Origin of the sequence: Streptomyces durocortorensis (assembly GCF_016901035.1) — a bacterium.
Taxonomy (GTDB): Bacteria; Actinomycetota; Actinomycetes; order Streptomycetales; family Streptomycetaceae; genus Streptomyces; species Streptomyces durocortorensis.
In genome coordinates this window covers 1-11,856 of sequence record NZ_JAFEUF010000216.1, presented here as the reverse complement: position 1 = coordinate 11,856, position 11,856 = coordinate 1, and the positions used below count along the sequence as shown (strand labels likewise).

The 11,856-nt window shown below is 72.8% G+C and carries 12 protein-coding genes and 1 pseudogene; 7 read left to right on the top strand and 6 right to left on the bottom strand.

Annotated features, from left to right (window positions below; all coding sequences use genetic code 11):
- Positions 1 to 123: 123 nt before the first annotated feature.
- Together JS521_RS28495 and JS521_RS28490 are read right to left on the bottom strand one after the other, a co-directional pair.
- Positions 124 to 720 carry a carbonic anhydrase gene (locus JS521_RS28495; RefSeq protein WP_075267848.1) on the bottom strand — a complete coding sequence of 199 codons (597 nt, stop codon included), beginning with the start codon at positions 718 to 720 and terminating at the stop codon, positions 124 to 126.
- A gap of 339 nt (positions 721 to 1,059) precedes the next feature.
- A complete protein-coding gene (locus tag JS521_RS28490; RefSeq protein WP_205085834.1) occupies positions 1,060 to 1,713 on the bottom strand; it encodes a class I SAM-dependent methyltransferase in 654 nt (217 codons plus the stop codon).
- A 151-nt stretch (positions 1,714 to 1,864) separates the two neighbouring features.
- Here JS521_RS28490 and JS521_RS37565 point away from each other — a divergent pair.
- Positions 1,865 to 2,053, top strand: a pseudogene (locus JS521_RS37565) (hypothetical protein); the annotation flags it as partial.
- Between the two features lie 7 nt (positions 2,054 to 2,060).
- Here JS521_RS37565 and JS521_RS28485 read toward each other — a convergent pair.
- Positions 2,061 to 3,962 (bottom strand): ABC transporter ATP-binding protein, encoded by a 1,902-nt coding sequence (locus tag JS521_RS28485; protein WP_205085833.1) that lies wholly within the window; start codon positions 3,960 to 3,962, stop codon positions 2,061 to 2,063.
- A 191-nt stretch (positions 3,963 to 4,153) separates the two neighbouring features.
- On the opposite strand from JS521_RS28485, the gene JS521_RS28480 reads away from it, so the two are divergent.
- Complete coding sequence (locus JS521_RS28480) at positions 4,154 to 4,948, top strand: SDR family NAD(P)-dependent oxidoreductase (RefSeq protein WP_205085832.1); 795 nt, start codon at positions 4,154 to 4,156, stop codon at positions 4,946 to 4,948.
- 65 nt (positions 4,949 to 5,013) lie between these two features.
- The gene (locus JS521_RS28475; protein WP_205085831.1) at positions 5,014 to 5,739 is read left to right on the top strand and encodes a ribonuclease H family protein; all 726 of its coding nucleotides are present in this window, start codon (positions 5,014 to 5,016) and stop codon (positions 5,737 to 5,739) included.
- A gap of 34 nt (positions 5,740 to 5,773) precedes the next feature.
- Here the strand turns inward: JS521_RS28475 and JS521_RS28470 are convergent, their stop codons facing one another.
- On the bottom strand, positions 5,774 to 6,139 hold the full coding sequence (locus JS521_RS28470; protein ID WP_239487961.1) for an ATP-binding protein: 366 nt from the start codon (positions 6,137 to 6,139) through the stop codon (positions 5,774 to 5,776).
- A gap of 231 nt (positions 6,140 to 6,370) precedes the next feature.
- On the opposite strand from JS521_RS28470, the gene JS521_RS28465 reads away from it, so the two are divergent.
- Together JS521_RS28465 and JS521_RS28460 are read left to right on the top strand one after the other, a co-directional pair.
- Entirely contained in the window at positions 6,371 to 7,204 is an 834-nt protein-coding gene (locus JS521_RS28465) for a Scr1 family TA system antitoxin-like transcriptional regulator (protein WP_205085829.1), read from the top strand.
- 51 nt (positions 7,205 to 7,255) lie between these two features.
- Complete coding sequence (locus tag JS521_RS28460) at positions 7,256 to 8,374, top strand: PP2C family protein-serine/threonine phosphatase (protein ID WP_205085828.1); 1,119 nt, start codon at positions 7,256 to 7,258, stop codon at positions 8,372 to 8,374.
- 26 nt (positions 8,375 to 8,400) lie between these two features.
- On the opposite strand, the gene JS521_RS28455 is transcribed toward JS521_RS28460, so the two are convergent.
- A complete protein-coding gene (locus JS521_RS28455; RefSeq protein WP_205085827.1) occupies positions 8,401 to 9,582 on the bottom strand; it encodes a serine hydrolase domain-containing protein in 1,182 nt (393 codons plus the stop codon).
- 274 nt (positions 9,583 to 9,856) lie between these two features.
- Between JS521_RS28455 and JS521_RS28450 the strand changes: the two genes are divergently transcribed.
- Positions 9,857 to 10,123: a WhiB family transcriptional regulator gene (locus tag JS521_RS28450; protein ID WP_205085826.1), complete on the top strand. Its 267-nt coding sequence runs from the start codon at positions 9,857 to 9,859 to the stop codon at positions 10,121 to 10,123.
- A 71-nt stretch (positions 10,124 to 10,194) separates the two neighbouring features.
- Positions 10,195 to 10,536, top strand: a complete 342-nt coding sequence (locus JS521_RS28445; RefSeq protein WP_205085825.1) for a YkvA family protein — start codon at positions 10,195 to 10,197, stop codon at positions 10,534 to 10,536.
- Between the two features lie 30 nt (positions 10,537 to 10,566).
- Here the strand turns inward: JS521_RS28445 and JS521_RS28440 are convergent.
- A partial coding sequence (locus JS521_RS28440) for a DUF6777 domain-containing protein (RefSeq protein ID WP_239487959.1) occupies positions 10,567 to 11,856 on the bottom strand: 1,290 nt, incomplete at its 5' end.

Below are 11,856 nucleotides of genomic sequence, written 5' to 3'. Positions count from 1 at the left end.
TTCTCGTTTTCCGTCGTGGTGTTGCCGTTGCGGTGGCCTCGCCCTGGGCCACGGCGGGCCGGGCGGCGGGCGCGGGGGGGGGCGGGGGCCCCCCCCCCCGGGGCGGGGGGGGAGGGAGAGCCGTCAAAGGCGGGCGAACTCGGTGCCGCGCTCGGGTCGGTGCACGCTGACCGAGCCGGTGTGCACTTCGTAGTACCAGGCGTGCAGGCCGAGGGAGCCCTCGGCGAGCCGTTCGCGGACCGCGGGGTAGCCGCGCAGGGTGTCGAGCTGGGCGAGGGCGTGGGCCTGGACCGCGCCGGGGAGGTCGCCGGCGTCGTCGGGGGGTGTCCGGCCGTCCGTGGAGCGCTCCAGCCAGTGGCGGACGGCCGGCATGGCGGAGAGGTCGTCGCCGCGGAGGATCGCGCCCACCGCGCCGCAGTGGGAGTGCCCGCACACGATGATGTCGCGGACCTGGAGCACGCACAGCGCGTACTCGATGGTCGCGGCCTCACCCGTGGGCCGGTCCTGGCCCGGATAGGGCGGAACGATGTTGCCCGCGGTACGGAGTTCGAAGAGCTGACCCGGGCGGGCGCCGGTGATCAGCGAGGGGACGACACGCGAGTCCGAGCACGTGACGAAGAGTGCTTCGGGGGTCTGGCCGTCCGCGAGACGTTCGAAATCCTTTGCGTTCGCGGCGACGTGCTCGGTGAATGTCCGGGCGTGTTCTACGAGGGACTGCATGGTGGCCTGCCTCCTGCATCCGGCGGTACCGGGGAGCGGTGTGGTCGGGTCATATTGACGAATGCTTTAGTTGTATCCGTATGCGTGTTCGGAGTAAATGAAGGGTTCTTCACCTTGCGGTTTTCCGGATGGCAGCCGTCATGAGGCTCGCTCCGGCCGCTCCGTACGGATACGACTACAGCTCAGCATATAGACCAGAACTTTGCTATCGCATTACCTTCTCGTGAAGGAACGTGAATGCGCCACCCAAGTCATTCATTCGGCTTGTTCTTTGTGATTGCCAATGGGGGGAGAGTGTGAAGAGTTCCGAGAGGTATGACTGCGCCGTCAGATGCGCCGTCAGGCGCGTCGGCCGTGCACGAAGACGTGCGGCTCGGGCGATCCCGCCGGGTGGTCCGGGGTGAACAGCGCGCTGTGCGTCCACTCCACGGCGATGCCCGCCCGCGCGACCAGGGCGGTGAACTCCTCGGCGCCGAAGCTGGAGACCCGGACCGGCTGCCCCATGAACTCCGCGTCGACCCCCGCGACGTCCACCGGCACCGTCGCGGCGACCAGCAGCCCGCCGGGCCGCAGCGACCGGGCGAGCCGCTCCACCAGCTCGACCTGCTCGCCGCGCTCCAGCTGCAGCAGCGAGAAGTACACACAGACCGCGTCGAACTCACCCTCGGCCAGCGGAAGATCACGGATGTCCGCGCACCGGAACTCGGCCCCCGGGACCTGCCGGGCCGCGAGCGCGGTCATCACCGGCGACACGTCGACGCCCAGCACCCGGTGCCCCGCGTCCGCCAGGGTCTGCGCCGTGGGCCGGCCCGTCCCGCTGCCCACGTCCAGCACGCGGCTTCCCGGGGCGAGATCCGTCAGCAGCCGCTCCAGCGATCCCCGGTGGGCGGCGGAAGCGGCGAAGGCCCGCTCGTACTCCTCGCCCAGCGCGTCGAACACGGCCGCGGCCGGACTCCCGTGGCCGTCGCCCGTACGTCCCTGGCTGTCACCCATCGAGGCGGTCCTTCCGTGGTCCGACGTGCGCCGGAGCCCGTGCGCCCGGCCGCTGTGAGCGTCCCCCCGCGAGCGCCTGAGTATGCCGGTCCCGCGCCCCTGAGTACGTTCCCCGATGTTCGGAGCGCCCGGGCCGCTGTTCGATGGCCGTATGACCTCCGAAGCGCCGCGCCGCCCCCGTATCGAGCACGTCACCACCGCCGGCTCCGCCCTGGCCGTCACGCTGCTCCCGCTGGTGGTCGGCGTGCTGCTGGCCAAGACCATGGCGGCGGACCCGATGACCTCGGTGAACGCGCTCGTCACCAACGGGCACCGCCCGCGCGTGCCGATACGAGCGTGGCCCCGGGTCAGCCGACTACCGGCTGGACCGAGCGCTCCCCTTCCGACGACGGCCGCTCGAACTGCGTGCGGTACAGCTCCTCGTACCGGCCGCCGGCCGCCAGCAGTTCGGTGTGCGTGCCGCTCTCGACGACCCGGCCCGCCTCCAGCACCAGGATCCGGTCGGCCGCCCGTACGGTCGAGAGCCGGTGGGCGATCACCAGGGCGGTCCGCCCCGACAGCGCCTCGGCCAGCGCCTCCTGGACGGCCGCCTCCGAGGTGGAGTCGAGGTGCGCGGTCGCCTCGTCGAGGATCACGACCCGCTGACGGGCCAGCAGCAGCCGGGCGATGGTGAGGCGCTGGCGCTCCCCGCCGGAGAGCCGGTAGCCGCGCTCGCCGACCACCGTGTCGAGCCCGTCGGGCAGCGAGGCGATCAGACCGTCGAGCCGCGAGCGGCGCAGCGCGTCCCAGATCTCCTCCTCGGAGGCGTCGGGCCGGGCGATCAGCAGGTTGGCGCGCACCGACTCGTGGAAGAGGTGCCCGTCCTGGGTGACCATGCCGAGCGTGTCCCGGATCGAGTCGGCGCTCAGATCGCGTACGTCGACACCGTTCAGCCGTACGGAACCGGCGTCCGCGTCGTACAGCCGGGGCAGCAGCTGGGCGATCGTCGACTTGCCCGCGCCCGAGGAGCCCACCAGGGCGATCGTCTGGCCCGGCTCGGCGCGGAAGGACACCTCGTGCAGGACAGGTTGCCCGCCCCGGCCGTCGAGCGTGGCGACCTCCTCCAGCGAGGCCAGGGAGACCTTCTCGGCGGTGGGGTAGCCGAAGGACACCTCGTCGAACTCCACGGAGACCGGCCCTTCGGGCACCCGGCGGGCGTCCGGCTTCTGCTCGATCAGCGGCTTCAGGTCCAGGATCTCGAAGACCCGCTCGAAGCTGACGAGCGCGCTCATCACCTCGACCCGGGCCCCGGCGAGGGCGGTGAGCGGCGCGTACAGCCGGGTCAGCAGCAGCGCCAGCGCCACCACGGCTCCCGGATCCAGGCTGCCGCGCAGGGCGTAGAAACCGCCGAGCCCGTAGACCAGGGCCAGTGCCAGGGCGGAGACCAGGGTGAGGGCGGTGATGAACACCGACTGGGCCATCGCCGTACGGACGCCGATGTCACGCACCCGGTCGGCGCGGGCGGCGAACTCGGCCGACTCGTCCGAGGGCCGCCCGAAGAGCTTGACGAGCGTCGCGCCGGGGGCGGAGAACCGCTCGGTCATCTGGGTTCCCATCGCGGCGTTGTGGTCGGCCGCCTCCCGCTGGAGACCCGCCATCCGGGCCCCCATCCGGCGGGCCGGCACGACGAACACCGGGAGCAGCACCAGCGAGAGCAGGGTGATCTGCCAGGAGATCGTGAGCATCACCGCGAGGGTCAGCAGCAGCGTGACGAGGTTGGAGACGACGCCGGAGAGCGTGTTGCTGAACGCCCGCTGCGCGCCGATCACGTCGTTGTTGAGCCGGCTGACCAGGGCCCCGGTCCGGGTCCGGGTGAAGAAGGCCACCGGCATCTTCTGCACATGGTCGAAGACAGCGGTGCGCAGGTCCAGGATCAGGCCCTCGCCCAGCGTCGCCGACAGCCAGCGGGTGAGCAGGCCGAGACCGGCCTCCGCGACGGCGATGAGCGCGATGAGCAGCGCGAGCCGGGTGACCGTGCCGGTGTCCTCGCCGTTGACGATCGCGTCGACGACCTTCCCGGCCAGCAGCGGAGTGGCCACCGCGAGCAGCGCGGTCAGGACGCTCAGCAGCAGGAACCGGCGGATCCGCCGTCGATGGGGCCGGGCGAAGAGCATGATGCGGCGCAAGGACGCCCGGGAGAAGGGGCGGCGGTCCTGCTGGGCGTTCATCGCGCTGTGCAGCGAATTCCACGCGGTGACTTCCATGTCCATGGGGCGCTCCGAAATCGATGGCCCCCGGATCGCCCGACGGCCTGCGGATCCCCGTCGGCCGTGCGGCCCCGGGTTCACTGGGAACGCTAGAACCTGAAGTTTGCTTGAGGTCAAGCGCTGAGGGGCGTGCCGCGAGCGTGGGTGCGAGCCTGGCGTTGACGGCCTCGACGAGCGGATGAGGGAGAAGCGGCGTGCGTATCGATCTGACGGGCAGGAACGCGGTGGTGACCGGGTCATCCCAGGGCATCGGCCTCGCCATCGCCACCGGACTGGCCGGCGCGGGGGCCGGGGTCGTCCTCACCGGGCGGACCCAGGGGCGGCTGGACCAGGCGGCGCAGGCGGTGCGTGGAGCGGTGCCGGACGCCTCCGTGGCCACCGTGGCCTGCGACCTGACCACCGAGGAGGGCGCCGAGCTGCTGTACGCGGCCGTGCCCGCCGCCGACGTCCTCGTCAACAACCTCGGAATCTTCGGATCCCGGCCGCCGCTGGAGATCACCGACGCGGAGTGGAAGACCTACTTCGACACGAACGTGCTCAGCGCCGTGCGCCTCATCCGCCACTACCTGCCCGGGATGACCGGGCAGGGATGGGGCCGGGTGCTGAACATCGCCAGCGACTCCGCGATCGTGATCCCCGCCGAGATGATCCACTACGGCATGTCGAAGACCGCGCTGCTCGCCGTCTCCCGGGGCTTCGCCAAGGAGGCCGCGGGCGCCGGCGTGACGGTGAACTCCGTGATCGCAGGCCCCACGCACACCGGCGGCGTCGAGGACTTCGTGTACGAGCTGGTCGACAAGGACCTTCCCTGGCACGAGGCGCAGCGCGAGTTCATGCGGCTGCACCGGCCGCAGTCCCTGCTCCAGCGGCTCATCGAGCCCGAGGAGATCGCGAACCTGGTGGTCTACCTCAGCTCCGCGCAGGCCTCGGCGACGACCGGGGCGGCTGTGCGGGTCGACGGCGGTTACGTGGACTCGATCCTGCCCTGAGCGCGGCGGACTCGGCGATCGAGCGACCGGTCGGAGCGGTCATGCGGGGCTGGCATGATCGAGGGATGAACGAGAGCATCATCGCCGCGTGTGACGGGGCGTCGAAGGGAAATCCGGGACCGGCCGCCTGGGCGTGGGTGGCCGCCGACGCGCAGGGGAACCCGGTGCGCTGGGAGGCCGGCCCGCTCGGCACCGCGACCAACAACGTCGCCGAGCTCACCGCCTTGGCGGAGCTGCTGGAATCCACCGACCCGGCGGTGCGCGTCGAGGTGCGGATGGACTCGCAGTACGCGATGAACGCCGTGACCAAGTGGCTGCCGGGCTGGAAGCGCAACGGCTGGAAGACCTCCGGCGGCAAGCCCGTCGCCAACCGTGAGCTGGTCACCCGCATCGACGCCCTGCTCGCCGACCGCTCGGTGACGTTCCGCTATGTGCCCGCCCACCAGGTGAACGGCGACCCGCTCAACGCGATCGCCGACCAGGCGGCCAGTGAGGTCGCGGTGACCCAGCTTCCGGCCGGTACGGCGCACGGCGCCACGGCTCTGCCGGTGCCCGCGCCCGCACGGTCCACGAAGGGGCGTACGGAGGCGTCCGGGGCGTCGGGCGGTGGCTCGGGCGGCGCAAAGGGGAAGGGCGCCGGGGGCGCGTCCCGGGGCGGGCGGTCCACCGGCACGATCAAGGCGCGCTTCGCGGGCCGGTGCCACTGCGGAAAGCAGTACGCGGCCAAGGAGTCGATCGCGAAGAACCCGAACGGCTGGGGTCACCCGGAGTGCCGCACCGCTCCCGCCTGACCGGGCGGGGAGATCGCGGGGCGCGGGGAACGCCTCAGAGGTCGGCCCAGACGAGCCGGCCCGCCAGTGCGGCGCGGGTGCCCCAGCGGGCCGCCAGCGCGTCGACGAGCAGGAGACCCCTGCCGTCCTCGGCGAGACGGTCGAGCGCGTCGTCGCCTTCGAGGTCGGCCGCGGCCGGGACCTGGCCGACGGGAAGGCCGGCCGAGTCGGCGGGGGACGCCGGGGCCGGGATCCGGGCCCGGCCGCGGTTCCACACGCAGATCCGCACGCCGTGCGTGGAGCGCAGGAGCCGACAGCGGATCCGCCGGGTGCTGGTGTGCTGCACCGCGTTGGTGACCAGTTCGGTCACTATCAGAGCCGCCGCCTCGATGCGTTCGGCCGGTTCGCCCCAGGCCCGCATGGCCTCCTGGACCCGGTGACGCGCCTCCGGCACACCTCCGGGCAATCGGGGAACCCACCAGCTGTGTGCACCTCGGGTACCTCCGGCACCTCGGACACCTCCGTCATCGGGGGCACGCTCCGCGCAACTGACTATTTCCGACATGTATGCACTCTCGACGCAAAACACATACTTTGCAAGCGACAGAGTGTGTAATGCTCCGCCCCGGGGCTCGACGGAGAAGGTATGCGCATGCGAGCCCGCTCAGGTCCCACCGTGGAGCACCGCGTCCTCGCGGTCCGCCTCCGCATGCTGCGAGAACGCGCGGGCATCAGCCTGCGGGCCGCGGCCCAGGCACTGGACGCCCACCCCGCCACCGTCCGGCGCATCGAACGCGCCGAGACCGGACTCGACGCCCGGCAGGTCGGCGAACTGCTCCGCTGCTACGGCGTGCCTGCCGCCGTGGCCGAGCCCATCATGGCCGGGCTCTCGGCCGCGAACCTGCCCGGCTGGTGGCACCGCTGGCGGGACGCGATGGACGCCTGGCAGCAGGAGGTCATCGGCGTGGAGTCCTCGGCGAGCCTCGTGCGGACCTGGCATCCGGCGCTGGTGCCCGAGCTGCTGCGCACCCCGGCGTACGCCGCCGCGCTCCACCGCACCCAGTACCCCGGGGACAGCCCCGCCCGCCGGGAACGCCGGGTGGAGCTGCTGCGCGAGCGCCGCCGCCGTCTGTGCGAGCGCGGGGCCGCCCTGTGGGCCCTGTTCCCGGCCGCGGCCCTGCACACCCGGGTGGGCGACCGGGAGACCATGGAGGGGCAGCGGGCCGCGCTGGCCGAGGCGATGCGGGAGCAGCACATCACCGTCCAGGTGGTGCCCCTGGACCACCCGCCGCACCCCCTGACCGGCGTACCGCCGCTGCACATCCTCCGGGTGCCCGCCCCCGAGATCGGGGACCAGGCGGTGCTGGAGACCCCGGGCGTACGGGTCGACCTCATCGACGACCCCGATGCCGTGATGGCCCACCGCATGCGGCTGGACGCCGCGTGCGCCGCCGCGCCCGGGCCCGGCACCCCGCTGCCGGTGTGATCCGGCCGCCGCCGGGATGCGGAGGGCCCCGACCCCGGACAGCGTGGGGGAGTGGTGCAGCTGCGCAGGGCCAAGTGGATCCCGTTGGGGGTCATCGTGCTGGGCGTCGTGCTGGACCTGGTGACCCCGACGGACGTCACCTCCGCGCCCCTGCTGATAGCGGCCCCGGTCGCCGCCGCGCCGCTGCTCGGGCTGCGCGGCATCATCGCCATCGGTGTGCTCGCCATGGCCGTCCACGCGGCCCTTGCCTGGCACGACGGCACCTTCGGCTGGCAGCGGGGCGTCGCCAACCAGCTCACCCTTCTGGCCGTAACCGTGCTGGCCGTCCTCATCAACCGCAGCCTGGAGGGCCGGGACGCCCGGACCCGCCGTGCCCGCCACATCGCCGCCGTGGCCCAGAGCGCCGTCCTGCCGCGGCCCCCGTCGCGCCTCGGGGACCTCAGGATCGCCGCCCGGTACGTGCCCGCCGAGAACGAGGCCATGATCGGCGGCGACCTGTACGTCGTCCAGGACACCCCGCACGGGGTGCGCGTGATGGTCGGGGACGTCCGCGGCAAGGGCCTGGGCGCGGTGAGCGCGGTCTGCGCGGACCTGGGGGCCTTCCGGTACGCGGCGGACGAGGCGAAGGACCTGCCCGGCCTGGTGGCCGCGCTGGAGCGGGCCCTCCTGCGCGAGGGCGGCCGGCGCGGCGGCCAGGAGCAGGACGAGGGGTTCACCACCGCGCTGATCGCCGAGTTCGCCGACGACCTAGGCTCCGTACGGGTCGTCAACCGGGGGCATCCACCGCCGGTGCTGCTGGACGCCGAGGGCCGGGCCACCGTCCTCGAACCGTCCGAGGAGGCGCCCCCGCTCGGGATGAGCGCGCTGGGCACCTGGTCGTGCCCGGTCGACACGTTCCCGTTCCCGCCCGGCGCCACCCTCATCTGCTACACGGACGGGGTCACCGAGGCCCGTGACGAGTCCGGCGTCTTCTACGACGCGTCCGTCCGGCTGCCCTTCCTCGTCCGCCACCGCGCGCTGATCGGCGACCCGGCCTCCCCGGCGCAGATCCTCCACCTCCTGATCGAGGACGTCGGGCACCACACCGGCGGCCGCATCCAGGACGATCAGGCCCTCCTCGCCCTGCACCGACCGGCAGGCGCCCGGCACCGGCCGGTGGACACCGTCTGAGCTTCTGCGTCGTGCCGCGTGCGTGCTCAGGCGGCGCGGCACAGGGCGTGGTCGACGAGGTCGCGCAGTGCGTCCTCCTGACGGGCCGCGCTCCGCGGGTCCGCGGAGCGGCTGTGCGCGGAGACGGTGACGGCACGTCGGCCGTCCACGCTCGTCGCGGTCCGGACGACGTATCCGAAGCCGCTTCCGCCATGTCCGAGGTAGCCGCCGCCGCAGGACAGCGGGGTGAAGAACAGGCCCAGACCGTCCCGGGTGCCTTCCGGGTGACCGCTGTCCGGCGGCACCGGCACGGTCGTGAGCAGGGCGGCGCGTTCGGCGGGCTTCAGCAGCCGTCCGCCTGCCAGCGCCGCGAAGAAGCGGTTGAGGTCGCGGGCCGTGCCGGTCATCGATCCGTCGGCCCCGCTGTCGAAGGGGCGGTAGGGGATGGTGGTGTCGACCATCGGCCCGTCCGGGACGAACTGCTGGTAGTTGGCCGAGTGCGGACGGGGGAGGAAGGGCCGGGTGCCCGGAGTGTCGGTGTTCCGTAGGCCGAGCGGGCGCAGGATGCGGTCCCGGACCTGCTGCTCCCAGGTGCGGCCGGTGACCTTCTCGATGATCATTCCGGCGAGCACGTAGTTCGTGTTCGCATACTCCCAGCCGGCGCCTGCGGGGAAGGCGGGTGCGTGCCGCATGGCCAGGTCCACCAGTTCTTCGGGCTCGTAGGCACGCCACCGGTGGGCGAAGTAGGTCCGGGCGCCGGGATCGGGAAAGACGTCGTGGATGTAGTCGGACAGACCACTGGTGTGCTGCAGCAGGTCGCGGAGCGTGATGGTCCGGCCGTCGTTCCCGGCACCCGACACGACCCCGGGCAGCACCTGCTCCACGCTCTGGTCGAGGGAGAGCCTCTTCTCGCCCACCAGTTGCAGCATGACGGTGGCGACGAACGTCTTGGTGGTGCTGCCCAGACGCAGGAAACCGTCCATCGGAACCGGACGGCCGGTGGTCAGGTCCCCCACCCCGGAGCGGGCCGTGACCGTCCCGCGCGGGGTCTCCAGACGGACCGTCACCCCGGTGATCCCGGTGTCACGCAGCGCGTCGGCGTCACGTTGCACGGACCACGCCGTCCCGGAACCGGAGGGGCGTGGCGCGGCCGAAGCCGCGACGGACGGCAGGGACGAGACGGCCAGGGCGAGCACCGCGGCGGATAAGAAGGCACGACGAAAGATCATGATGCGAGGTTAGGAACGGCGAGGGCCGCCGGCCATCCGGTGTACGCCCCCTTGGGAACGGGGGCCAGCCGGATGGACAGCTGGGAACGGGGGCCGGCCGGATGGACATCACGCCGGGTGCCCGGCAGAGACTCCCCGCTGTTACGCGCTCCGGCGTCCGGACCTGTCCGGCGATACGTGTTTGAGGCGTCGATCGTCGGTCATCCGCAGGGAAGACACGTACGGCAACTGACCTACGACATAACGACATCGGGAGTGAGCGGAGTTGAGCAGCATGGAAAACTGGCGCCTGCACGCCGCCTGCCGCGAGGAGGACCCGGACCTGTTCTTCCCCATCGGGAGCACGGGGCCCGCGGTCGTCCAGACCGAGGAGGCCAAGGCCGTCTGCCGGACCTGCCCCGTACAGGCCGCCTGCCTGGAGTGGGCCCTGGAGAACAAGCAGGACTCCGGCATCTGGGGCGGCCTGTCCGAGAACGAGCGACGCGCCCTGAAGCGCCGCAGCCGCAGGCGCGCGGAGGCCCGGGGACGCGGCGCGGCCTGACCCGTACGCCGCACGGTGCCGCCGCCGGAGCGATGTTCGTGATCCGGGAACGAGTGGGTACACGATGAGCCATGGACACCACCGCTTGGCTCGTTCTCGGCGCCGTGGCCGCGCTGATCATGCTGGCCCTGGCCGTCGTTCTGCTGGTCCGCGTCTTCAAGGCCAGAAAGCTGCTGATGGACGCCGGAATCCCGCTGCGCAGCAAGGCGCTCGTCTGGGCCGCCGTCATCTACACCGTGTCACCGGTCGACCTGCTGCCCGACCCCGTCTACCTCGACGACATCGGCTTCCTGCTGGTCGCCCTGCGCTCCCTGCACTCGGCGGCAGCCGCGGCCGGACTGCGCACGGGAACGAGTACCCGGGCCAAGACCCCGGTGACCCCGGTGGAGCGCCGCCCCGACGCCGTGGGCTGAGGGGCCGGCGGACCGCCGTTCCTCACCGGCTCAGCCGAAGGCGGTCGCGCCCGGCGGGGGTATCCCCGCGCCGGGCTCCTGCGGGGCCCCGGTGTCCGGGGCGGGCGGCTGCGGGGCCGACTGCGAGTCGGGCGAGCCCGGCGGGTCTTCCGGAGCGGGCTCGGTCCCCGGGTCGTCCGGCGGCGGTTCCGGGGTCGCCGGGTCGTCCGGCGGGGGCTCGGAGGTCGCCGGGTCCTCGCCGGGCTGCGACGTCCGGTCGTCCGGCGCGGGCTCCGAGGGTGTGGTGTCCCCGGACGAGGTGGGGCAGGGGTCCGAGCCGGGCGGGCAGGGGGACTCGGAGGCGTCCTTCTTCGGCGGGTCGGTCTTCTTGTCGCCGTCGCCCGTGTCGCCGGCCGGCCGCTTGAACCAGTCGCCGTTCTCCGGGTCGACCATCACGAACTCTTTCACCGGCTGCTCGGACGGCTGCACCACGACCACGTCGGAGGCCCGGTAGCCCGGCCACGCCTTGCCCTTCTGCTGCGGGTCCTCCTGGGCGACGGGCGGCAGCAGCGGGTTCCCGCACGCGCACCGCACCCTGGGGACGCCCCGGTCGTCGACGAGGACCGCCGTACCCGCCTGGAGCACGGCCTGATAGGCGTCGGCCTCGCCGTCCCGGAAGCCGTGGTTGGTGACACGGGTGTCCATGCGCAGCGTCACGGGGGTGAGCCCGCGCAGATAGCCGGGGACGGCGGACGGCTCGATGTCCTGGACCGAGGCGAACGCCCGGTTCTTCTCCGGAGCCCCCTGCAACACCTTGACCTGCTGCTCCACATCGCAGCTCGCGATCTTCTGCGTGCCGCCGTACAGACCCGGCGCCGCGCCGTCCACGCCCCGCGTCACCTGCGTGCCGGTCTTCGACGGGCTCGGCGCGACGGAGGGGCTGGCCGTCCCGGGCTCGGGGGCGTCGTCGTTCGCCGTGGAGTCCGTGAAGGGATCCGGACCGGACTCGCCCGCCGCCTGGAGGAAGACCTCGCCGCCCTCCTTCGTCCCGCCGCCGCCCTCGGGCCGCGTCAGCACGACCACCAGCACCACCGCCGCGACCAGAGCGGTCGCGATCGCCGCGATCCGGGGCACCGAACGCCACCAGGGACGATCGGGGCGGGGACCGGGTGCGGCGCCCGAGCCACCGCCCGGGCCGCCGGGACCACCGCCGGGGCCGGAGCCGCCCGCGTCGCCCCCGTCACCCGAACCGCCCGAACCGCCCGAACCGCCCGAACCGCCCGAGCCGCCGGGGCCGTTCGGGCCGCCGTGGTCGCCGCCGCTGGGCGGGCCGGGCGGCGG